This window comes from Polynucleobacter sp. MWH-Jannik1A5 (assembly GCF_018881795.1).
In the GTDB taxonomy this organism is placed as follows: domain Bacteria; phylum Pseudomonadota; class Gammaproteobacteria; order Burkholderiales; family Burkholderiaceae; genus Polynucleobacter.
In genome coordinates this window covers 1,195,917-1,217,135 of the sequence record NZ_JACVPQ010000001.1, presented here as the reverse complement: position 1 = coordinate 1,217,135, position 21,219 = coordinate 1,195,917, and the positions used below count along the sequence as shown (strand labels likewise).

Below are 21,219 nucleotides of genomic sequence, written 5' to 3'. Positions count from 1 at the left end.
TTCTACTGATGTCCACAAGCAAGCCAAGCTCTTTGCTGTCTAGCTCAATCAGCTCGATTACAGGAACGGTCAGCAATCTGAATAATGAATTGCTTGATTACGTTAATCCTGAAAAACCAACTCATGACCATTCCTCGGTTTATTACAAGCGCTTCTTTATCTCTACATTTAATTTGGGTGACAAAGGCATCGAAGCCAAGTTTTCATCACCCATGAAGATTGCAGATGGTGATCAGATAACGGTTGCGGGATATCAAAAAGGTGAAGTCCTTCAGGTTCTGGCCTATCACAACCAAACTCAACAATTTAGCAGTAATGAGAATTGGATCGTCCTCGGACTAGGGGCACTCTTCTTCTTTGCCGTAGCTATAGGCTTACTCAATAGCCAATTAGTTGCTGAAGAGGCGCTCATTCCGAAGCTCTTTCTCTTCGGGTTTACTGTTGTTGCTATGTATATGGGCTATCGCGCCCTGCTGATACGAGTAGCGGTAAAGCTACTATCTAGCTAAAAAGAAAAAGCCCTTATTGCTAAGGGCTTTTTTATTACCTGTAGTTAAATGGACTACTTAGTGACCGCCAGCACCACCCAAGTAGGCCGCCTTCACAGCAGGATCATCTTTAAGCTTTGCGGCTGGTCCATGAGTAGCGATCTTACCGTTCTCAAGAACATAACCGTAGTCAGCCACATTTAACGCTGCTGCAGCAAACTGCTCAACTAACAACATGGTCACACCTTGTGACTTCAAGTTAGAGATGATCTTAAATACTTCCTCAACCAAAATTGGTGCAAGACCCATCGATGGTTCGTCCAAGAGAATGATTTCTGGATTGAGCATCACTGCACGGGCCATAGCCAACATTTGCTGCTCACCACCAGATAGCGTTCCGGCCAACTGATTACGACGCTCTTTGAGGCGCGGGAACATTTCGAGTGACTTTTCTAAGTCATTCTTGATGTCGCCTTTTGGACGGCTACCTGTAAAGCGTGGAAATGCGCCCAACAATAAATTGTCGGTTACTGACATCGTCGTAAATACACGACGACCTTCAGGGCTGTGAGCTAAACCTAAGCGAGCAATTTTATGAGAGTCGTAACCATCAATTTTTTCACCGCCTAGAGTAACTTCACCAGCCGTTGGCTTAATCATGCCAGTGATAGCGCGCATGGTTGTTGTTTTGCCGGCGCCGTTGGAGCCAATCAAAGTAATAACCTGCCCTTTTGGAACATCAATATTGATGCCGTGGAGGACTTTGACTTTGCCGTAGCCTGCTTCAAGATTCTTAATAGATAACATGGTATTTACCGATTCAATATGTTCTAGTGATTAAGTACCCAAGTAGGCATGAATCACCTTCTCGTCTGCCTGAACTTCAGCTGGTTTACCTTCTGCAATCTTCTGACCGAAGTCCAATACAGAAACGGTATCGCAAACTGACATCACCACATCCATGTGATGCTCAATCAGGATGAAGGTAATACCGCTATCGCGGATCTTACGAATAATGCGCAAGAGTTCTTTAATGTCAGGAGCTGTCAAACCTGCTGCAGGCTCATCCAACAAAAGCAACTCAGGATCCAATGCCAAAGCACGGGCAATCTCGAGCAAACGTTGCTTACCGTATGGCAAGTTACGTGCTTCTTCATTGGCCAAGTCATCCAAGCCAACGAACTTGAGGAGCGCCATTGCACGAGCATGGGCTTCAGCCTCTTCTCGCTTGTAGCGTGGCAGATTCAATGCAATCTCCACCATGTTCGACTTAAAGGTGTGATGCAAGCCAACCAAAATGTTTTGGGTAGCAGTCATTTCGCCGAAAAGCTGAACGTTTTGGAAGGTACGAGCGATACCAGATAAGGCGATGTCGGAAGATGTCTTACCAACAACGCTTTCACCAGCGTATAAAACGTTACCAGCTGTAGGTACATAAATACCTGTCAATACGTTCATCATCGTGCTCTTACCGGAACCGTTAGGCCCGATCAAACCATGAATAGTGCCACGCTTGATGCTCAGGTCAACATTGTTCAATGCCTTCAGGCCACCGAACTGCATCAATACAGAGTCAACTTTCAAGAGCTCAGCACCAGCATTTGCGTTGGATACATTGCTAATGAAGCTGATAGAGTCATCAACTACTTCAGCATCACCACCACGAGTAGTTTTAGCTTTGCCAACGATTGACTGGTAGAAGCTCTTCGCAAAACCAACGATACCGTTTTGTAAGTAGTACACCACCAACAAAATCATGAAGCCGAAAATACTCAAGCGCCAGTCAGAAATCGTATTGAGCCAGAATGAGAATGCTGCCAAGCCCACTACGCCGGCGATAGGTACAGCAACGCGACGCGGGGTTGTAGTCTTCTTGGACAAGGCCATGCCAGCACCAACCACCACTACAACCGCAATGATCGAGGCAACGATACGGAACAAATTGATGTCGTCCAAGAGTTTTGGCAACAATACAATAATGGCTGCACCAATCAAGGCGCCTAGGCGAGACTTACGTCCACCCATGATGATGCCGAGCAAGAACAAAACAGCAAGTTCGTTGTTGTAAGTATTAGGTGAAATATATTGCTCAGAGTAGGCGTACAAGCAACCAGCCAAACCTGCAAAGGCGGCGCTGATCACAAATGCAATCACTTTAAAGCGATATACGGATACGCCCATACAGTCACAGGCAATTGGGCTATCACGCAATGCTTCAAAAGCGCGGCCAATTTGTGACTTCACAAAACGGTCTACAACGATCATAGAAATGATCAAGATAATGCCAACCATCCAGAAGTACTCTGCTTTGGTCATTGGCACGCCCATTAAATCAGGCTTCGGAATCTTGATGCCCAATGGGCCTTCAGTCAACCAAGTCATCTCATTAATGAGAATCTGTGCAATCGTTCCGAAAGCCAAGGTCACCATCGCCAAATACGGTCCAATTACCTTCAGGGCTGGCAATGCCAAAATACCGCCGAAGATAGAGGTCACGATGATGGATGCAGGTAGAGTGCCCCAAATCGTCCAACCGAAATGGAAGTACAAAACACCAGCGGTGTATGAGCCGATACCAAACAGAGCTGCGTGACCTAAGGAAACCTGACCAACATAACCCACCACGATATCTAAACCATATAACAAGATGGTGTAGATGAGAATGGTTTCAACTAAGTGAATGTAATAAGGGTTATGGACAAACAACGGCAAACAAAAGAGTGCCGCAATCGCAATTAATAGCGGTATTAGAGACTTCTTCATCATTAAACTTTCTTAATTGCAGATTTGCCGAATAGACCAGATGGTTTGTATGCCAATACAAGCAATAACAAAATCAAACCTGGAACATCTTTATAACCAGTAGAGACATAAAATCCGGTAGCTGTTTCGACAATGCCCAAAATCAAACCACCAACAATGATGCCCATGCCGCTAGACAAGCCGCCAATAATCGCCACTGCGAATGCCTTTAAGCCCAGTGCGCCACCCATGGTCGCGCCTGTCAATGTCAATGGTGCAATCAACACGCCAGCAAAGGCGGCAGTCAAAGAGGAGAGTGCATAAGAGAATGTAATTACTACGCTGGTATTAATACCCATCAAGCCAGCAGCATCACGGTCGTTTGCTGTTGCCACAACCGCCTTACCGTAAATTGTTTTACGGTTAAAAAATTCTACTAACAACATCATGACTAATGCGCCAAACACCACCAAAATTTCCATTGGCAGAATACTTGCGCCCAAGAAATTCATTGGTTCCATTGGCAATGGAGATGGGAACGGCAATGCGTCACGGCCCCAAATGTTTTCTGCCACGTTCTTGAAAATAATGCCGAGAGCGATAGTGGACATAATCCAACCAAACTCGGATTTAATTTTGATCGCAGGACGTACGCCGATTAATTCAACGAAGCTGCCCTGAATCATGCCGAATAAACAAACGACTGGAATCATGACCCAGTAGTTCATGCCAAAAGTGTCAACGCAGGTTAAACCTACGAGGGCACCCAACATCAGCGCTTCACCTTGACCGAAGTTCAAAGTGCCTGATGTGGCAAAGGTGAGCTGGAAACCGAAAGCGATTACCGCATAGATCATCCCCACAGCGATACCGCTCGAGAGGATTTGTGCAAGCATGTCCATTTTGTTGGCCTAAAAGATACTTAAAACTGTTTTATTAACGAATCCGACATTGTAAGCAAAACGCCGCTTTTTGGGCGGCGCTTTGTTTTATCAATTGCTGCAGTGCAAAATATTGAATTATTCTGCACTGCCTGAGTAAATTGAATTACTTCTTCTTAGGAGCTGCGTCCTCAGCATTCAAGAACTCAACACGGCCGTTTTCAACCACACCCATCACTACGTCTTTCATCTTGATAGCGTCGTGATCAGTTGCAGAGAATGGCTTGTTGTAAGTGATAACAACACCATCAACTGGAGTCTTCAGATCTTGCAATGCTGCAACAATCTTTGGTCCTTCTGTGCTATTTGCTTGCTTAATCGCTGCAGCCAAGAGGTAAACAGAGTCATATCCTTGTGCTGCAGAAACTGGAGATGCAATGTTATTGTTCTTTGGCTTGAACTCGGCCAAGTAAGCAGCTTGGAAAGCTTTACGCTTAGCTGTTGTAGATGGAGTCTGAATGTAAGTTTGTGGCATTGTTGCGCCGTTACCATTCTTACCAGCTGTATCAATAAAGCTAGCCATAGACAATGTCCATGAACCAATCATTGGCTTCTTCCAACCCAACTTCGCCATACCGTTAGCAATTTGTGCCAACTCAGGTCCGATCGCGTAAGTCAAAATTACTTCAGCGCCAGCATTTTTTGCTTTGAGTAATTGTGAAGTCATGTCAACGTCACCAATATTGAATTTCTCAACTGCTACTGGTGTTACGCCATAGCCCTTCAATGCCTTCTCTAAGTCTTCACGACCCAACTGACCGTAGTTTGTAGAGTCAGCCAAAATCGCAACTTTCTTCAAGCCACGCTTTTCAACCGCTTCCTTAGCGATCAATGGAGCTTGAATATTATCAGGAGCAGCATTACGGAAAATATAGTTTTCTGGTGCGTTAGGGAATTGCTTAGTCAAGATAGAACCAGTAGCAACGTTATTCATTACCGGAATCTTCGCATCTTGATAGAAGCGTTGGGAAGCCAATGCAACACCAGTATTGATGTAACCAAGAGTAGCAACTACTTTTTCGTTGTTGATCAACTCTTGTGCAATTTGCACGCCACGCTCATTTTTTGCTTCATCGTCGCGCTCAACCAAAACGATTTTGTTGCCGTTGATACCACCAGCAGCATTAATCTCTTTCGCAGCAAGACGCACGCCATCACGCATACTCACACCCATAGAGGCTGAGCCGCCAGTGAATGGTCCTGATAGACCCAATTTGATATCGGCAGCGTAAGCGCCGGTTGAAAGCATCGCAGTAGCGGCTACTGCAAAAATGTGACGACGAATGTTCATAAAGTCTCCATGACTAAAAATTGCTAATTAAATAAATACTTTTTTATTGGTAAAACACAAACGAACAGTTATCTTACTGTTAATACAAAGGCAAAAAAAGGGGCATCTATTAGGGTTTTACATTAGCCTCTGGGGGCGAAAACTCTTAAGAAAAATGCCGCTTGAGTTTGAGTTCAATACTTGGCCAGAATAAATTGACTATCAAGCCAGCGATCACTAACCCCGCCGCCTCGATCTTCCAGGGGGGCAATGGTTCAGCCAGGAAATAAGCGGCAGCCCCCATACCAAATATAGGCACCAATAAGGGGGCAGGCGCCACAACCGCTGCAGGGTGCTTAGACAGTAGCCAGGCCCAAGCCCCATAACCAAAGAGGGTGTTAGCCCAGGATTGCCATAAAACACCAGCCCAAGCCCCTACAGGTGCTGAGACTAATGAGCTACCCATATGGCTCCAGCCACCCTCAAATAGATAGGACATGACAAATAAGGGTGGAATAGCAAATCCACTTGCCCAAACTACATAGGACAGCATATTGATCGAGCCCGCCCTGCGGCTAACTGTATTAGCCACCCCCCAGGAGAGGCCGGCGAATACAACCAAGGCAAGCCCGAGGAAAGTAGTGTTGGCATCAGTGTGCAACGCAATAACTACCAAACCTGTGATTGCCACGAGCAAGGCTATTGTTTGATAAGTTCGCAAACGCTCTTTGGCAAAGAACATGGCAAAGCCGATGGTAAAAAATACTTGTGTCTGAATCACCAAGGAAGCTAGGCCCGGGGAGATACGACCATCGATCGCAAAGTACAGAATTCCGAACTGCCCCACCCCCACAGCAACTCCATAGGTACAGAGATTGACCCATGAGACTTTAGGTATGGGAAAGAAAAGTGCCAGGGGTAAAAAAGCAAAGGTATAGCGAAGCGCGGCAAATAAAAATGGAGGGAAAGAATTGAGGGATAACTTAATCACTACAAAGTTAGTCCCCCACACGGCCACAATGGCCAGTGCCAGCAATAAATGACTCGCTGGTAATGAATAACTCTTTTGCGAAGCTTTATTCACGCGTGAGCAATTCTGCTACGCGCTCAGCAATCATCATGGTCGGCGCAGCAGTGTTACCTGAAGTAATGGTGGGCATTGCTGAAGCATCCACTACTCGCAGATGATGAATACCTCTCACACGTAACTCAGAATCCAGCACAGCCATTGGATCATCAGCACGCCCCATCTTGCATGTGCCTACTGGATGAAAAATCGTAGTGCCAATATCACCCGCTGCTTTTACCAACTCGGCATCCGTTTGATATTGCACGCCTGGTTTGTATTCTTCAGGAGTAAATGGTTTGAGTGCAGACTGCTCAACAATCTTACGCGTTAAGCGTAAAGATTCTGCAGCTACTTTACGATCCTCATCAGTCGATAAGTAATTAGGACTAATGACTGGTGGCGCTTCTGGGTCTACTGAATTAATGTGCACACTACCGCGTGAAGTAGGGCGCAAATTACAAACACTCGCAGTAAATGCATTAAAGGAATGCAAGTCCTCGCCAAACTTTTCTAAAGATAAAGGCTGTACGTGATATTCCACGTTGGCACTCTTTTGTTCAGGCGAGCTATAAGCAAACGCACCCAACTGGGATGGCGCCATAGACATTGGTCCAGAACGTTTTAGCAAATACTCTAAGCCAATCATCATCTTGCCTATCAGCGTATTGGCTTTGGTGTTTAGCGTCTTAATACCATTGACTTTGTAAACCATGCGTAATTGCAAATGGTCTTGCAGGTTCTCACCAACACCCGGTAAATCGGCAACCACCGGAATACCTAATTGATTGAGGTGTGCTGCAGCACCAATGCCAGAGCGCTCCAAAATTTGCACACTACCAATGGCGCCGCCACTTAGCAATACTTCACCGCCATTCTCAATGGCGCATAAGGCTTCATGTGTTTGACTATTCTTGATGTACTCAACTCCATAACAATTTTTAGTTATGGGATCAATCTTGAGTGTGCTCACCATCGCTTCAGTCAATACTGTGAGATTGCTGCGCTTTGCAGCGTCTCTTAAGAATGCTTTAGAAGTATTCAAACGCCAACCTGCGCGCTGACTCACATCAAAATAACCTACGCCAAAGTTGTCGCCCCGATTAAAGTCGTCTGATGCAGGAATGCCCGCTTCTACAGCAGCATCTTTAAATCGATCCATGACGGGCCAACGCAAACGCTGCTTGGAGACAGTCCACTCACCGCCTTTGCTATGCCACTCATTAGCAGCGCTGTGATAATCCTCGAATGCTTTGTAGCGCTTGAGTGCGTTTTCCCATGACCAAGAATCATCTCCGGTTGCTTGCACCCAAGATTCATAATCACCAGCTTGACCACGCATATAGATCATGCCGTTGATGGATGAGCAGCCACCTAATACTCGGCCCCGTGGATACAGCAAAGATCTACCGTTCAAGCCTTTTTCAGTCGCAGTCTTAAAACGCCAATCCGCTCTTGGGTTATCAATGCAATACAAATACCCAACTGGAATATGAATCCAGATGTAGTTATCGTTCTTGCCCGCCTCAATCAGCAGGACCTTTTTGCTCGGATCTTCAGTTAGGCGCTTGGCCAACATGCAACCAGCACTGCCTGCGCCAATGATGATGTAATCGTAGGTGTTTTTCTGATCTAATTGAGTCATATTGAGCATAAATTTAATATTAAGCCTTACCTCGTATTATTTACCAAATACAGCATCCATACTATTAAATGCTCAAAATGAACCTTATTTACTAACCGCCCATGTCAAACACACGTCTTGCAATCTGCGTAACTGTTCATTTTTCAAAGGAACGTCTTCAGTACCTGGAGACTATGACAAAACATTTTGCGCAATTGTGTTCCTCTGTTGAAGTCTATATTGTGACCAATGCCAGAGAGGAGCAAGGCGAACTTGGGCAACTGGACGCAATCTTAAAAAACAAAGGGTTTAAATACGATTTTTTTATTCCCCAAGGGATTGGTCATCCCTATTTACTTCCCTGGTCACATTTTGATGTATTCAGGAAATTAATCAATGATCCATCAATTACCCACTATATGTATCTAGAAGATGATCTTCTGGTAACTAAAGAAAATTTTGAGTACTGGCAAGAAAGTCTGGAGACCCTCAGTCCACTTGGTTTGATTCCATCTTTCCTGAGAGTTGAGCAAAGATCATCAGATGGTAAATGGTATAGCTCGGATGCAAAAGAGCAATTTCGCTTCAGAAAGCTACCCAAGGTCTATAAAAATCCAGACTATGTATTTCTGAATCTGCCACATCCCTACCAAGGACTGTATTTACTTACCCGTGAGCTTATGCTGGAGCATCTGAATGGTCGATCATCAAATCCGGATTTTGGTGAGTGGGGCATAAGAGAGCGGGCTGGGCATGGCTTAACCTTTTTCAATGTACCTGACTGGTGCACTTCTCGCAATTTAGTTGGGTTTGATCTCAAAACCCAACAATTTGATAGCCGCTGCTTTGTGCATCATCTGCCCAATAACTATACTAACCGCACTCCCCCCGATGGCAATCTAGGAACCATACAAATAAACGACGTCATTGTTATGCCAAATCAAGAAAAGCCAATAAAGAAATTATTTCGCCGCCTAACAAAAAAAATATCCTCATAGCTCACATGCACATTAACGAAAAAAATCGTACTCCAAAGCTAGTTGAGGCTGATGAAGGTCCTAGCAAATCTGAGTTAAAACGACAAATGACCGAACGCCAGAAGTTGGCGGAGGTATTGGCTGCCCTCAGTAGCGATGCACTAAAAACTATTCCTTTGGATGAGGCAATTAAAACAGCCATTGCTGAGACGAACAAGATTAAGAGTTTTGAGGCCATCCGTCGCCATAAGCAATATCTTGGAAAGCTGATGCGCTTTTTGGACGAAGAAGAATTGGATGCTATTCAGAAACGCTTGGATGCTATTCAGGGTGTTAGCAAAGCAGAGACTGCTAAGCTCCATTTTTTAGAAAGCTATCGTGACAGACTGATTGCCAATGACGAAGCTTTCACGAAGATGATTGAGCAATATCCTGATATGGATATTCAGAATATGCGCACCTTGATTCGTAATGCACGCAAGGAGAAAGAGCAAAACAAGCCGCCTAAGGCTTATCGCGAAATCTTCCGCGTACTGAAGGATATGGGACTGTAATCTTTTAAATTAGATCTTGAGTTTATTTGCTGGAACTTCTATCCAGCGATAAAGATAATTTGCTGCAGTCACACTAGTTACAACTACTGCCAGCATTAATGTTATTGCTAACGCGCCACTTTCATGCACGTGTATTCCTGATGCAATATAGATGGTGTTGGCCAGCAATATAAATGCAAAGTGAATTAAGAAAGCAGAGTAAGAGCGCTGGCTTCCCCAGGCGATAGCTTTTGATAAGCCGTTTTGAGCAATGCCCTGAGGGTTTTGGGTGCCGCCCCATAGGTACAAAGCCAAAGCTACAAACCAAGCCAGAATATTTCTGAGCCATACCTGCTGAAATGAAGCTGCCGTAATTATCAAACCGATCAAGATTAATACTGCCTTGGCTAAGCGCCTAATACCCCCATCATCAAAGCGGCTAGCTAAATAGGCCAAGACGCCTAGGCCGTAAGAACCAATAAAGTAAATGAAATAAGCCTCGTAATCACCAGAGCGATTGAAAAATAAGAGGGAGCTCACAGCCAAAACGCTGATCAGCCAAATTAATGCCTGATACCTCGGAAAAGAGACAAACAAAATTGCCAGCACGGAATACAACTGCCAATCAATCGCGACATACCAAGCGCCAGCAGAAATCGAATCAAGACCCAAGATTCCTTGGATAAAAAAGAGGTGCGCCAAAAATTGCGCCAGGGTTTCTGATTGACCGACAAATTCATCATTAACCCAGAAGCGTGCAACGTAGGCACAGCCAATGGTAAAGATTAAAGCAGCAGCGTAAGGAGCAAATAAACGAAGATAACGATTGAGAATGAGCTTGAGTAAACCATTGGCACTAAATTGCGTATTCGCATAACGACTCAAGGACTGTGCAGCCAAATAACCGGCCATCACCAAAAAGATTTGCACTGCATATCGGCCATACTCAAATAACCAAGTCATTAGACCCGGAAGAACGCGGCGTGCATCCTCGGCAATTTGCCCATAACTAGAGAGGTGATGCAGGATGATTAACAAGGCCGCAAAGACCTTCAGAAAATCAATCAGAAAAAGCGGGGCTACTTTCTTCAAGAATTACTTTGACTTGGATTTGCCCATTAAAGAAGCTAGCAAGGGGTTCGCACTTGCCAGTTCTTTTTTAGACTTTGCCTTCTCATCTGCGCCGAGTTTGGGAGCCTTGGCGGCATTCTTCATTCCCTGTGCAGTTTTCAAAGCTAAATTCTTGTAGAGGTCGGTTTTTTTCATTGCCATGATGAAGTCTCTTTACTCTGCCTTCTGAATCAAATTAGTTATTTAGTAAGTGAGCGTGCCGCTAATCCCATAAACAACAATGACCAACCTTGCAATAAGAGCTCAATCGCAATCAACATACCAGGCAACCAAAGGCTAGACTCTGGATAACCATTCATGATGAGTACGCCCATCAAAATGGAGATCGCTGAAGACAATACCAACCAAAACCATTCACGAAAGTGACGATGCTGAAACGCGGAGATCAAACGTAAAGCGCCGGTCACAAAAAAGATTGCAGCCAACCAAAGCGTGATTGCCTCTAGCGCCGGAATTGGAAATGCCCAAGTGAAGATTGCTGCTGCAATATAAAGTGCTGCCAAAATCAGCTGTACGCCAACACTTTTCCAGCCTTGTGATTTCATGGCATGCGCGCCCTGCAAAAGGCCGCCCGCAAATAAGAAAACGCCCAAAATATTTACAGAGATAAAAGAAAACAGGGTTTGACCAGCAATTCCAATCATGCCCAGCACGATGAACAAAATTCCCAAGCCAATTAATGCGCCTGGGATTTTGGCGGCAGCGCCCAATACTTTTGTGCGGATCTCTTGAATCTGAGCATTGGATAAGTCGGTCATATAAGGGGCTTTCGAGAAAAGTAATTGAAAAGTAGCCTCTACTGTATCAACAATCCCCTTTTAACCCTAAATAAGCACGAAAGCCTTGGCCAAAGTCAGCCCTATGGGGGAAAAAATAAAAACAGGTATTCTTTAGCCTTTTACACCCAGTCACTTGGGATTGTTAGCAAGGAAAGTGATTTAGCATGGACAACACACTCACGGTTATCTTAGGAATCGTTGCGATACTTCTGCCACTGGTTGTAGGTCGCCTTTTCTGGAAGCGCTTTGACCATTATTTTGGTAAAGGCGATGAGGTATATATGGATACCCTAGGCTATTTCATCAAGAAAATTGGCCTCACTATTTTAGTTGCTTTTATTATTTTATGGATTGGCATAAGCCTAGTATTTAATGGTAGCGCCTCATAAAACCATGAGTGATCAATTTAAAACCATTCTTCTCAAAGCAAAGCTCAACTTTGCTATCTTGGCATCTATTTTGGTCATTGCTGTATTGGGCAAGTTCACTAACCCCGAGCTTACAAATAGTATTTTTGTAACAGCTGATCAACTTGTTTCTGACCTTTACATTGTCTTTATCGCCATTACCTTAGGAGCCTTTGTCCCCAACTTTAAATTGGTGGCATTCGGATCCATGGCTGCCTTCATTGTTGCAGCCGTCCTGGTTCAGATGGGTGTGTACACCTACCTCACAACAGAGTACTTATTTGCGGTATTAATTGTGGTTCTGGGTTTTGCATCCATTGCCAATCTCTATAAGCACTACCGAGAAAACGGCTTGTAAGTAAAGAGCCTTCTTATCAATCAGCAGATCTAAATCAAAAGCCCCGATATTTCAGGGCTTTTTAATTTGGCGCACTTATGAACTAGGCAGCGATTTTAAAAACGCGTACTCGAGATTCAATTTCCTTTTGCAAGGTTTTTTTAGTAATTCGCATGTCGTACTCCGACTGTAGATTTAACCAAAAGCGTGGCTCCATTGAAAAAAAGAGGCCCAAACGCAAAGCGGTATCAGCAGTAATAGGACGAGCACCATTCACAATCTCACTAATACGACTTGGGGAGACATCAATATCTGCCGCTAGCTGGCGAGCTGTTATACCCATCGGCTTCATAAAGTCTTCCAAGAGTATTTCGCCTGGATGAATTTCATCAAGTAATTTTGTCATCGTCATATCCTTAGTGGTAATCCACAATTTCTACGTCATACGCACCATCTTCTCGCCAAATAAAACAAATTCGCCACTGGCTATTAATTTGAATGCTATGTTGTCCTTTGCGATTTCCTATTAAGGCCTCCAGCAAATTTCCTGGCGGCACTCTCAAATCTAACAAATTAACGGCTGCATGTAATTGCAACAACTTGCGTCGCGCCACCCTTTCTATGTTTACAAACTTTCTTGTAGCCCTGCTTTCAAATAAATCTCTAGTAAGTGCACAAGAAAATGAGCGGATCATAGCTCATTATATTCCATTTAACAGAATCTGTTATGTAGAATATTTATCACTTTCCTATTGCCTAGCTATTTAATAGGCATTGGTAGCCGGATTATTGAGGCCTGGCATGCAGTAATCACCTTTATATTGATATAGATATATAGAATCAATTTTTAATTATTTGTAGAAATATCATTCAAATAAGACAATAGCTCCCTTATGTATAAATATGATGCTATTGACCAAACCCTGGTAGATCAACGGGTTGCCCAATTTAGGGATCAAGTAGCCAGACGCCTCAATGGCACTCTGGCCGAGGAAGAATTCCGCCCCCTTCGTCTACAGAATGGTCTGTATCACCAACGCCATGCCTACATGCTGCGCGTTGCTATTCCCTACGGATTATTTAGCGCCAAGCAATTGCGCACCTTAGCTCTCATCTCAGAAAAATATGACCGTGGCTACGGTCACTTCACCACCCGTCAAAATATTCAATACAACTGGGTCACTCTAGAAGACACCCCTGATATTTTGGCTGAACTAGCCAAAGTAGAAATGCACGCCATTCAAACATCGGGCAACTGCATTCGCAATATTACGAGCGATGCTTTTGCTGGTGTTGCAGGTGATGAGTATGTTGATCCACGCCCAGTTTGCGAACTCTTGCGTCAATGGTCAACACTGCATCCTGAATTCGCTCATTTACCACGCAAGTTTAAGTTTGCCGTGAATGGCGCCAAAGAAGATCGCACCGTATTACTTTGTCATGATGTTGGCATTGAGCTCAAGAAAAATACCAACAATGAATTAACTGCCGATATTTATGCAGGTGGCGGCATGGGTCGTACACCAATCCTGGGCTCTCTCATTAAGAAAGACCTTCCGTGGAATATCTTGCCAAGCTACCTCACTGCGTTGCTGCGTGTATACAACCGCTTTGGCAGAAGAGACAATCTCTATAAGGCCCGTATCAAGATTTTGGTCAAAGCCTTAGGTCCTGAAGAATTTGCCCGCCAAGTGGAAGGTGAATGGCTACACATCAAAAATGGTGATGACAACTTCACGCAAGCAGAGTGGGACCGGGTCGCTCAGCACTTTACTAAGCCAGCCTATAAGAGCTTGCCTGCGTTAAGTACTGCGCAAGTCATTGACCTTGCTACCGATGCTGAGAAAGCAGCCTTTACCCGCTGGTTGGAGCGTAATGTCAAACCGCATCAAGTTCCCGGTTATGCCAGCGTGATCTTGTCACTCAAGCCACATGGCACGGTTGCTCCTGGTGATGCGACTACTGCACAAATGTTGGCAATTGCAGATCTAGCGGACCAATATAGCTTTGGTGAATTGCGTGCCACCCATGAACAAAACTTGGTACTTGCTGATGTTGAGCAATCCAAGCTATATGAACTATGGCAAGAAGCGAAAAAGCAAAAAGTGGCATTGCCAAACGTCGGCCTTCTTACTGACATTATTGCCTGTCCAGGCGGTGATTTCTGCTCCCTAGCGAATGCCAAGTCTTTGCCGATTGCTAAAGCGATACAGGAGCGTTTTGATGACTTAGATTATTTGTTTGATTTAGGTGATATTAGTCTCAATATCTCAGGCTGCATTAATTCTTGTGGACACCATCACGTTGGCAATATTGGTGTTTTGGGGGTCGATAAGGATGGTGAAGAGTGGTATCAAATCACTCTAGGTGGCGAGCAAGGCAATGATGCTGCTATTGGCAAAGTCATTGGCCCCTCTTTTTATGCCGATGAGATCCCAGATGTCATTACCAATGTCATCAATACCTACGTAAAAGAGCGCGCTGAGGATGAATCTTTTATTGGTACGTATCGCCGTTTAGGTTTAACACCATTTAAAGAGGCGGCCTATAAAGATAAACTCGAGAACGCAAAGAAAAAAGGAAAGGCAGAAGACAAAGTTGCTGTGGGAAATGCATCATGAGTCAAATCAATCTCACCTCCCATCCAGAAATTTTGCGTTTTCCTAAAGGCGGAAAACCTGTGCTAGCTCCAAATGAATGGCAAGTTTGGAGTGGTAGCAAAGATGAAGGTGGCTTGCCAGATCTTGATCATGGCGCCCGTAAAGTATTGGTTCCATTTACATGGTGGATTGCCCATCATCATGAAGCAGATATTCAGAGTAAAGCCAAGGCAGGTCAAATTGGGGTCTGGTTTGCGACTGATGACGACATCCTGAAACATGCTGATGCCATTGAAGCAGGTAAAAAAGTATGGCCATTAGTAGCTGCTCACTTTCCCATCTTTAGAGATGGTCGTAGCTTTAGTACAGCAGCGCTATTAAGGGATCGTTTCCAATGGCAAGGAGAAATTCGCGCCATTGGTGATGTGTTAATTGATCAACTTTTTCAGGGTGCTAGAGTAGGCTTTGATAGCTTTGCACTACGTCATGACCAAGATCTTCATGTTGCACTTCAGCAATTTGATTTGTATACCTTCACCACCCAGAATAGCTGGCGTGATAAACGGGCAACATTAAGCGCTTAACGCAGTGCGTCTGCCAAACTGATACTAATCAACATGACTAAAGCATCTGCTCATCAGGATATTACCAACCAAGCACTTGGCAAAGTGTATTTAGTGGGTGCTGGTCCGGGCGCAATTGATCTCATCACTGTGCGTGGCGCCAAACTACTAGAGCAAGCTGACATTGTTTTTTATGATGCTTTAGTGGATTCAGAAATGTTGACACTATGCCCGCAAGCGATTTTGGTAGAAGTAGGCAAGCGTTGTGGCAAACTTTCGTCTGCGCAACAGTTTATTAATAAACGACTCGTGGATGCTGCGCAAAAGTATCCATTAATTGTGCGCCTCAAAGGTGGTGACCCTATGCTATTTGGTCGCGCTGATGAAGAAATTCAAGCCTTAAAGGCTGCTGGTATTGAAGTAGAGATAGTGCCTGGCATTACTGCGGCGCTTGCTGGTGCTGCCAGTATTCAGCAATCACTGACACTTCGTGGCGTTTCAAGAAGCGTTGCTTTTGTTACTTTGGCGCAAGGCGCAGAGAATGTCGCTCCAGGACAGCCTATACCCAATCCTTCGGCCGATACTTTGGTTTACTACATGGGCCGTAAAGATGCTGCTCGTATCGCACAGCAATTGATTGCGCAAAGCCCTAATCAACACAGCAATACCCCTTTACAAATCTTGGAAGCTGTCAGCACCCCTCGTGAGCGCTTATGGACAAGTACCTTGCAAGAATTAGCAGCCGGCAAAGCAGATCAATGGTTTGATAGCAGCTCACCCGCACTCATCATGATTGGTGAAGCGCTCAGAGATACAACCCAGACAAATCCAAATTTAGAGAGCTCTAGCCCCGAAATCGATAATGGCTTGCAAGACAGCCGCATCCTCCCCGACAGCAGGCGTAGCGCTTAATGGGATGTTGGGGAATTTACCCCGACACTCTTCCAGCAAAACAGGGAAGTCATTTCTGAGGTGCCCGCCCTGCCCAAAAAAGACTGGAACCACTGCTACTTCAGTTACCCCTTTGGCAACGAGTGCAGCAACTGCCTCTTCTAGAGAGGGTTGCATCATCTCTAGAAAAGCTAGTTCAACTGGCGTAGCCGGATGTTGCGCTTGCCATAAGGCGGCCAGACGGTCAAAAGGCTCACGCCAGCGACTATCGCGCGCTCCGTGCCCAAATAAGATAATGGCTTTCATAGATGGCTATACACTCTCAGAATAAATTGTATTTTTCGTAATTTCTACAAGCTTAACCTTAATCTCTTTCGGGCGCACTCATGGCAACACTACTCAGTCAAACCTGGTTCATTATCTTAATGGCCGTTACTTTGATAGGGGGTGTTTTATCTGCTGTGCATCATGCCGAAGTCATTGCCCATAAAACAGGTGAGCCTTATGGCGCATTAGTACTCGCGATTAGCGTCACGATTATCGAAGTTTCTTTAATCATCTCCATGATGCTATCGGGACATGATGGCTCAGAGTTTATTGCCCGTGATGCCGTGTTTGCAACTGTCATGATTGTGATCAATGGCGTCATTGGTCTATGTATTTTTATTGGCGGCCTGCATCACCATGAGATGAGCTTTCGCAATGAAGGCACCAATTCAGCTTTAGCCGTATTGACAGCGCTTGCAACCTTTATTTTGGTAATGCCAACAGTTACTATTAGCACTCCAGGGCCAGACTTCACCAAGAGCCAGCTGGCCTTTGCAGGTATTGCCTCATTTACCCTCTATGCCGCTTTCCTGTTCTTTCAAACAGTCAGTCACAGAGATTACTACCTCCCAAAAGCACAAGACAAAAAAACAGATATCAACTTTCATGCGCAAAAACCGAGCAACCTGAAAACCACCATTAGTGTCTTCTTGTTAATTGCCTCACTCATTGTAGTGGTAGGGCTCGCAGAATTATTGAGCCCTGCAATTGAAGCCGGCGTTAAATCTGCTGGCGCACCAAAAACGATTGTGGGTATTGCCATTGCGATGTTGGTTTTATTGCCTGAAGCCTATGCCGCAGTAAGAGCTGCTAAAGCGAATCGCCTGCAAAGTAGTCTCAACTTGGCACTAGGATCCGCCTTAGCAAGTATTGGATTATCAATACCAGTAATTGCTGCTATAGCAATCTACTTTAATCTACCAATCAGTCTAGGTATTAGCGATCTCAATATGACGTTGATGTATCTCACCTTCTTCATTGGAGCCCTTACCCTAGCTATTGGCAGAACCACCCTACTTCAAGGCGTAGTTCATCTGATCATCTTCTTTGAATACTTGTTCTTGAGTTTGGTGCCATAAAAAAAGAGTGCTCTAAACGTAACAGAAAGGTGAATCGCCTTAAGGGTTAGGGATTCTGAGTGCTACCCCTAATTGAGCAAGGGATCCTTGATTTATTCAGGCTGCTCTGGCTCATCGAGGTAGGTTTAAATAATATAATCACTATATGTCTGTAAGCCAATCCACATACCCTGCGCGCCCCTTTTATACCTGGTGCGCTATTGGCTTCTCACTTATAGCAATAGTAATACATCTGTATATCATCCATCGCTATTCCAGCGGAATGCCCTACCGCGATGACTTTGATGCCATCTTTGGCTTCTTAAATCCCCTGCCTAATCTCACGCTGCCCCAACAGTTTTTACACCTATTTAGCCAGAATAATGAGCATCGCATAGTGCTAGATAATTTAATTAGCCTTTCCATGGTTAGCCTCACAGGAAAGTTTAATTTTGTCTGGATGATTTGGATTGGTAATCTTGGTTGGTTCTTTATCGTATTTCTTTTTTGGAAATACTCTAAAAATAATCAAATCAGTTTTTTCGAGTTTTCGCCTATTCTGATTGGCATGATGTGCCTGTCTCATTATGAATTAATGACCATGGCCATGGCCGGTGTGCAGCACTATTTCCAAGTATTTTTTTGTGTTCTATCGATTTACTTTCTGAGCACCGGCAGCTTAACGCTTGCTCTGAGCTTTTTTATCTGCGCTATCTTCTCCAGCGGTGGCGGTATTTGTGTTGTCCCCGTCATTTTTCTGTACTACCTATCCAAAAGAGATTGGCGCAATCTCTTTATTAGCATTGCAGTAGTTGGGCTAGTCTTTCTAGTCTATTTTCCCTTGCTGGGTTATGTGCAGCCGGCAGGTCATCCTAAGGTGCTGCTAGCTTTAAAAGACCCGCTATATTTAATTACCTATGCATTTGGTTTTTTAGGAAACATCGGTAATACCTATAAGTTTTCTATTGGTCTTGGTATTGTGTTCACCATCTATTTGCTCACTAGATGGAAGTTTTTATATGCCAAATATCCTTTTTTACTTTGGTTAACTGCTTATCTGTTTGTGACTGCAATGACAAATGCGATTACTAGAGGAGGTATTGGTATTCGTACTGGCCAAGGAAGTCGCTACACTACGTACTCACTGATCTTTGCATCGATTGTGTATTTGACTTGTTTACTGAGTGCATCTTCCGCCAAAATCAGAATGCGTATAGCAGCGGTCGGCCTCTTTCTTTCTTTGGGAATTTTTGCTTACTGGTTTGCTCATGGGCAAGAGAATATTGCTGCGCGCTATGAGGATTTAGAGAGTGGCGCTTTGCAACACCCTTCTGAAGAGTACGCAGTAGGCACACTACAACGTGCGGTTGAGTTAGGATATTACTACCCCACCAAGACACCTATTCCCCCGATCGACCTCAAGGCACCTCAATGAATTCCTCCACCACCCCTTCAGCTTTAACTGTATCGGTAGTCATACCGGTCTACCGTGGGGAAAAGAGCTTGCCTGGACTGGTAAAAGAGATTTCAGCCTATGCAAATGGTCCGCATCTATCGCCAAATGGCACTGCCTTCACCATTAAAGAAGTATTGCTGGTACACGATAGTGGCCCCGATCGCTCTGATCGCACACTAGAAGATCTTGCATCTGAGTATGATTTTGTTAAACCTATTTGGTTGTCTCGTAACTTTGGTCAGCATGCTGCTACCTTGGCTGGTATGGCGAGTGCTGCTGCTAGCTGGGTAGTGACGATGGATGAAGATGGTCAACAAGATCCAAAAGAAATCGGGGCTATGTTAGATATTGCCTTAGCCGGTAATTACCAAATTGTTTATGCCCAACCTACCAATGCAGCCCCGCATGGAATGTTTAGAAACGGCTGTAGCAAGTTAGCCAAAAAGTTAGCGGTCCAATTTTTGGGAACGCAGTACCGCAGTGGCGTTTTTAATAGTTTTCGTTTAATTGAAGGTGAGATTGCCAGAATCCTGGCTGCCTATTGCGGTAATGGTGTGTACTTGGACGTGGCTTTGTTTTGGATTGCTAATCGCGTAGGCTATGCCCCGATGCTACTCAGAGGAGAAGAAAGGCCTTCGAGCTATTCTTTTGGCATGCTACTAAACCATTTTTGGAGAATGGTACTGACCTCAGGCACTAGACCCCTACGACTCATCACCATCATGGGTGGCGTCTCTTTTCTGCTTGCGCTCTTTTTATCGGGATACGCACTCTATTCCAAATTTGTTGAATCCACTCCTATTCAGGGCTGGACTTCCTTGCTCATCATTATCTCCTTCTTCTCTGGCTTGATCATGCTATCGCTTGGGGTGGTGGCCGAGTATCTAGCTCTGACCACCGGTATTGTGATGGGCAAGCCACTGTATGTGGTGACCTCAAAGCCCACGAGACCCGCTAAATAAAATGGCTTTAGTCTGGGTGATTGGTAAAGGAGGCTTATTAGGTAGCGCCCTTTACCAAGAGTTATCACAACACCCACATAATCTGTTTGATCCTCAAAGCCGATTTAGTTGGGATGACAAAGAGCTTGCTTGTGCACAATTTAAAAAGGCAATAAGCGCTTTTGCATCACAAGCCCAGCAAGGGGAATGGAAAATCTATTGGGCTGCAGGTATTGGCACCATGCATAGCACTGCAGAAGAATTACAAGATGAAACCGATATTCTGCAAGCAGTCGTAACTGATTTGCTAAAAAATGAAGAGCTCACTCTAAACGCCGGAACCTTTGTATTTGCAAGCTCAGCAGGCGCTATCTATGCAGGAAAACATGATGAACTCATTAATGAGTCTACTGCGCCTACTCCTATCAATGCATATGGACATACCAAGTTAGCACAAGAATCCATTGTTAACACATTGAATCAAATGGGTACCACTGTCATATCTTGTCGCATTACGACACTTTATGGCTTTAAAGAAAAAAATGGCAAACAACAAGGCTTATTAGCAGAGATGGTACGTAGAGCGCTGTCTAATGAAGTCATTCACATCTATGTACCCCTAGAAACAATGCGCGACTATATCAGCGCTAAAGTTGCGGCTCAAGAAATCATCTACTCAGTAAGTTATATTGAGAAAACCCCTGGCACATATATTAAGATCATTGCCTCTGGAGTATCAACATCCATAGCGCAAATTATTTCTATTCTGCGAAGAATATCGAAACGCAATTTACGAATCGTTACTCAAGCTGATGTGAAGAGTGCTCAATATCAACGAGTGGTGCAGTTCAAGTCTGAACTAGGCTCAACAACCTCATCCCGCAGCCAGACAAACCTCATCGAGGGAATCGCAGAGCTTCTCTTGTCAATCAAACAAGACAAGGCAAGCACAACATAAGTTGTAATGCGACCCCTCGGATCACATGGCATAAAAACTAGCACTAAAGCCTGGCCACCTAAATATGCTCAACAAAAATCATAAAGAACAACTCCTGATCTGGGTACCCGTAGCCTCTTAGGACAACACG

At 44.5% G+C, this 21,219-nt stretch carries 24 protein-coding genes; 12 read left to right on the top strand and 12 right to left on the bottom strand.

From position 1 onward, the window contains the following. Positions 1 to 8: 8 nt before the first annotated feature. Positions 9 to 509, top strand: coding sequence for a hypothetical protein (locus ICN23_RS06205; RefSeq protein WP_216231358.1), 501 nt, complete (start codon positions 9 to 11; stop codon positions 507 to 509). Positions 510 to 566: 57 nt separating this feature from the next. Here ICN23_RS06205 and ICN23_RS06200 read toward each other — a convergent pair whose 3' ends face one another. From ICN23_RS06200 to ICN23_RS06175, 6 genes are all read right to left on the bottom strand, one after another. Continuing rightward, on the bottom strand, positions 567 to 1,295 hold the full coding sequence (locus ICN23_RS06200) for an ABC transporter ATP-binding protein (protein WP_215348454.1): 729 nt from the start codon (positions 1,293 to 1,295) through the stop codon (positions 567 to 569). 30 nt (positions 1,296 to 1,325) lie between these two features. After that, entirely contained in the window at positions 1,326 to 3,254 is a 1,929-nt protein-coding gene (locus ICN23_RS06195) for an ATP-binding cassette domain-containing protein (RefSeq protein ID WP_216231357.1), read from the bottom strand. Then, on the bottom strand, positions 3,254 to 4,132 hold the full coding sequence (locus tag ICN23_RS06190) for a branched-chain amino acid ABC transporter permease (protein ID WP_216213919.1): 879 nt from the start codon (positions 4,130 to 4,132) through the stop codon (positions 3,254 to 3,256). The genes ICN23_RS06195 and ICN23_RS06190 overlap by 1 nt, the downstream gene beginning before the upstream one ends. 145 nt (positions 4,133 to 4,277) lie before the next feature. Next, positions 4,278 to 5,462, bottom strand: coding sequence for an ABC transporter substrate-binding protein (locus ICN23_RS06185; RefSeq protein WP_216213917.1), 1,185 nt, complete (start codon positions 5,460 to 5,462; stop codon positions 4,278 to 4,280). Positions 5,463 to 5,607: 145 nt separating this feature from the next. Beyond that, positions 5,608 to 6,525, bottom strand: coding sequence for an EamA family transporter (locus ICN23_RS06180; RefSeq protein ID WP_216231356.1), 918 nt, complete (start codon positions 6,523 to 6,525; stop codon positions 5,608 to 5,610). Continuing rightward, entirely contained in the window at positions 6,518 to 8,152 is a 1,635-nt protein-coding gene (locus tag ICN23_RS06175; RefSeq protein WP_370624759.1) for a GMC family oxidoreductase, read from the bottom strand. The genes ICN23_RS06180 and ICN23_RS06175 overlap by 8 nt, the downstream gene beginning before the upstream one ends. Positions 8,153 to 8,325: 173 nt before the next feature. Here ICN23_RS06175 and ICN23_RS06170 point away from each other — a divergent pair, with 173 nt between their 5' ends. Next, positions 8,326 to 9,129, top strand: coding sequence for a hypothetical protein (locus ICN23_RS06170; RefSeq protein ID WP_216231354.1), 804 nt, complete (start codon positions 8,326 to 8,328; stop codon positions 9,127 to 9,129). Between the two features lie 5 nt (positions 9,130 to 9,134). After that, positions 9,135 to 9,662 (top strand): ribosome biogenesis factor YjgA, encoded by a 528-nt coding sequence (gene yjgA / locus ICN23_RS06165; protein WP_216231353.1) that lies wholly within the window; start codon positions 9,135 to 9,137, stop codon positions 9,660 to 9,662. A 9-nt stretch (positions 9,663 to 9,671) separates the two neighbouring features. Here yjgA and ICN23_RS06160 read toward each other — a convergent pair whose 3' ends face one another. From ICN23_RS06160 to ICN23_RS06150, 3 genes are read right to left on the bottom strand one after another with little or no spacing between them, the layout of a single operon-like run. Then, positions 9,672 to 10,733 (bottom strand): acyltransferase, encoded by a 1,062-nt coding sequence (locus ICN23_RS06160; protein WP_216231352.1) that lies wholly within the window; start codon positions 10,731 to 10,733, stop codon positions 9,672 to 9,674. 3 nt (positions 10,734 to 10,736) lie between these two features. After that, positions 10,737 to 10,913, bottom strand: coding sequence for a hypothetical protein (locus ICN23_RS06155; RefSeq protein WP_216231351.1), 177 nt, complete (start codon positions 10,911 to 10,913; stop codon positions 10,737 to 10,739). 38 nt (positions 10,914 to 10,951) lie between these two features. Continuing rightward, positions 10,952 to 11,530, bottom strand: coding sequence for an HdeD family acid-resistance protein (locus tag ICN23_RS06150; RefSeq protein WP_216231350.1), 579 nt, complete (start codon positions 11,528 to 11,530; stop codon positions 10,952 to 10,954). 185 nt (positions 11,531 to 11,715) lie between these two features. Here ICN23_RS06150 and ICN23_RS06145 point away from each other — a divergent pair, with 185 nt between their 5' ends. After that, positions 11,716 to 11,940 carry a hypothetical protein gene (locus tag ICN23_RS06145; RefSeq protein WP_216231349.1) on the top strand — a complete coding sequence of 75 codons (225 nt, stop codon included), beginning with the start codon at positions 11,716 to 11,718 and terminating at the stop codon, positions 11,938 to 11,940. A 4-nt stretch (positions 11,941 to 11,944) separates the two neighbouring features. Continuing rightward, positions 11,945 to 12,316: a hypothetical protein gene (locus ICN23_RS06140; protein ID WP_216231348.1), complete on the top strand. Its 372-nt coding sequence runs from the start codon at positions 11,945 to 11,947 to the stop codon at positions 12,314 to 12,316. Positions 12,317 to 12,398: 82 nt separating this feature from the next. On the opposite strand, the gene ICN23_RS06135 is transcribed toward ICN23_RS06140, so the two are convergent. Both ICN23_RS06135 and ICN23_RS06130 read right to left on the bottom strand, forming a co-directional pair. After that, positions 12,399 to 12,701 carry a HigA family addiction module antitoxin gene (locus ICN23_RS06135; RefSeq protein WP_216231347.1) on the bottom strand — a complete coding sequence of 101 codons (303 nt, stop codon included), beginning with the start codon at positions 12,699 to 12,701 and terminating at the stop codon, positions 12,399 to 12,401. A 10-nt stretch (positions 12,702 to 12,711) separates the two neighbouring features. Further along, positions 12,712 to 12,990 carry a type II toxin-antitoxin system RelE/ParE family toxin gene (locus ICN23_RS06130; protein ID WP_216231346.1) on the bottom strand — a complete coding sequence of 93 codons (279 nt, stop codon included), beginning with the start codon at positions 12,988 to 12,990 and terminating at the stop codon, positions 12,712 to 12,714. A 198-nt stretch (positions 12,991 to 13,188) separates the two neighbouring features. Here ICN23_RS06130 and ICN23_RS06125 point away from each other — a divergent pair, with 198 nt between their 5' ends. From ICN23_RS06125 to cobA, 3 genes are read left to right on the top strand one after another with little or no spacing between them, the layout of a single operon-like run. Further along, a complete protein-coding gene (locus ICN23_RS06125; RefSeq protein WP_216231345.1) occupies positions 13,189 to 14,916 on the top strand; it encodes a nitrite/sulfite reductase in 1,728 nt (575 codons plus the stop codon). Continuing rightward, positions 14,913 to 15,479 carry a DUF934 domain-containing protein gene (locus tag ICN23_RS06120; RefSeq protein ID WP_216231344.1) on the top strand — a complete coding sequence of 189 codons (567 nt, stop codon included), beginning with the start codon at positions 14,913 to 14,915 and terminating at the stop codon, positions 15,477 to 15,479. Before ICN23_RS06125 ends, ICN23_RS06120 begins: the two co-directional genes overlap by 4 nt. Positions 15,480 to 15,512: 33 nt before the next feature. After that, positions 15,513 to 16,370: a uroporphyrinogen-III C-methyltransferase gene (gene cobA / locus ICN23_RS06115; RefSeq protein ID WP_216231343.1), complete on the top strand. Its 858-nt coding sequence runs from the start codon at positions 15,513 to 15,515 to the stop codon at positions 16,368 to 16,370. Here the strand turns inward: cobA and ICN23_RS06110 are convergent. Then, positions 16,293 to 16,655: a sirohydrochlorin chelatase gene (locus ICN23_RS06110; protein WP_216231342.1), complete on the bottom strand. Its 363-nt coding sequence runs from the start codon at positions 16,653 to 16,655 to the stop codon at positions 16,293 to 16,295. The two genes, cobA and ICN23_RS06110, sit on opposite strands and share 78 nt — an antisense overlap. Before the next feature lie 80 nt (positions 16,656 to 16,735). Here ICN23_RS06110 and ICN23_RS06105 point away from each other — a divergent pair, with 80 nt between their 5' ends. The 4 genes from ICN23_RS06105 (at position 16,736) to ICN23_RS06090 (ending at position 21,089) form a co-directional block, all read left to right on the top strand. Next, entirely contained in the window at positions 16,736 to 17,755 is a 1,020-nt protein-coding gene (locus ICN23_RS06105) for a calcium:proton antiporter (protein ID WP_216231341.1), read from the top strand. Positions 17,756 to 18,017: 262 nt separating this feature from the next. Then, entirely contained in the window at positions 18,018 to 19,169 is a 1,152-nt protein-coding gene (locus ICN23_RS06100) for a hypothetical protein (RefSeq protein WP_216231340.1), read from the top strand. After that, positions 19,166 to 20,152: a glycosyltransferase gene (locus ICN23_RS06095; protein WP_216231339.1), complete on the top strand. Its 987-nt coding sequence runs from the start codon at positions 19,166 to 19,168 to the stop codon at positions 20,150 to 20,152. Before ICN23_RS06100 ends, ICN23_RS06095 begins: the two co-directional genes overlap by 4 nt. Before the next feature lies 1 nt (position 20,153). After that, a complete protein-coding gene (locus ICN23_RS06090; RefSeq protein ID WP_216231338.1) occupies positions 20,154 to 21,089 on the top strand; it encodes an NAD-dependent epimerase/dehydratase family protein in 936 nt (311 codons plus the stop codon). Positions 21,090 to 21,219: the final 130 nt, after the last annotated feature.

Excerpts from the sequence above, each read along its gene's own strand:
- ICN23_RS06205 (WP_216231358.1), top strand. The coding sequence starts at position 9 with ATGTCCACAAGCAAGCCAAGCTCTTTGCTGTCTAGCTCAATCAGCTCG.
- ICN23_RS06200 (WP_215348454.1), bottom strand. The coding sequence starts at position 1,295 with ATGTTATCTATTAAGAATCTTGAAGCAGGCTACGGCAAAGTCAAAGTC.
- ICN23_RS06195 (WP_216231357.1), bottom strand. The coding sequence starts at position 3,254 with ATGATGAAGAAGTCTCTAATACCGCTATTAATTGCGATTGCGGCACTC.
- ICN23_RS06190 (WP_216213919.1), bottom strand. The coding sequence starts at position 4,132 with ATGGACATGCTTGCACAAATCCTCTCGAGCGGTATCGCTGTGGGGATG.
- ICN23_RS06185 (WP_216213917.1), bottom strand. The coding sequence starts at position 5,462 with ATGAACATTCGTCGTCACATTTTTGCAGTAGCCGCTACTGCGATGCTT.
- ICN23_RS06175 (WP_370624759.1), bottom strand. The coding sequence starts at position 8,152 with ATGACTCAATTAGATCAGAAAAACACCTACGATTACATCATCATTGGC.
- ICN23_RS06170 (WP_216231354.1), top strand. The coding sequence starts at position 8,326 with ATGACAAAACATTTTGCGCAATTGTGTTCCTCTGTTGAAGTCTATATT.
- yjgA (WP_216231353.1), top strand. The coding sequence starts at position 9,135 with ATGCACATTAACGAAAAAAATCGTACTCCAAAGCTAGTTGAGGCTGAT.
- ICN23_RS06155 (WP_216231351.1), bottom strand. The coding sequence starts at position 10,913 with ATGGCAATGAAAAAAACCGACCTCTACAAGAATTTAGCTTTGAAAACT.
- ICN23_RS06150 (WP_216231350.1), bottom strand. The coding sequence starts at position 11,530 with ATGACCGACTTATCCAATGCTCAGATTCAAGAGATCCGCACAAAAGTA.
- ICN23_RS06145 (WP_216231349.1), top strand. The coding sequence starts at position 11,716 with ATGGACAACACACTCACGGTTATCTTAGGAATCGTTGCGATACTTCTG.
- ICN23_RS06140 (WP_216231348.1), top strand. The coding sequence starts at position 11,945 with ATGAGTGATCAATTTAAAACCATTCTTCTCAAAGCAAAGCTCAACTTT.
- ICN23_RS06135 (WP_216231347.1), bottom strand. The coding sequence starts at position 12,701 with ATGACAAAATTACTTGATGAAATTCATCCAGGCGAAATACTCTTGGAA.
- ICN23_RS06130 (WP_216231346.1), bottom strand. The coding sequence starts at position 12,990 with ATGATCCGCTCATTTTCTTGTGCACTTACTAGAGATTTATTTGAAAGC.
- ICN23_RS06125 (WP_216231345.1), top strand. The coding sequence starts at position 13,189 with ATGTATAAATATGATGCTATTGACCAAACCCTGGTAGATCAACGGGTT.
- ICN23_RS06120 (WP_216231344.1), top strand. The coding sequence starts at position 14,913 with ATGAGTCAAATCAATCTCACCTCCCATCCAGAAATTTTGCGTTTTCCT.
- cobA (WP_216231343.1), top strand. The coding sequence starts at position 15,513 with ATGACTAAAGCATCTGCTCATCAGGATATTACCAACCAAGCACTTGGC.
- ICN23_RS06110 (WP_216231342.1), bottom strand. The coding sequence starts at position 16,655 with ATGAAAGCCATTATCTTATTTGGGCACGGAGCGCGCGATAGTCGCTGG.
- ICN23_RS06105 (WP_216231341.1), top strand. The coding sequence starts at position 16,736 with ATGGCAACACTACTCAGTCAAACCTGGTTCATTATCTTAATGGCCGTT.
- ICN23_RS06100 (WP_216231340.1), top strand. The coding sequence starts at position 18,018 with ATGCCCTACCGCGATGACTTTGATGCCATCTTTGGCTTCTTAAATCCC.
- ICN23_RS06095 (WP_216231339.1), top strand. The coding sequence starts at position 19,166 with ATGAATTCCTCCACCACCCCTTCAGCTTTAACTGTATCGGTAGTCATA.
- ICN23_RS06090 (WP_216231338.1), top strand. The coding sequence starts at position 20,154 with ATGGCTTTAGTCTGGGTGATTGGTAAAGGAGGCTTATTAGGTAGCGCC.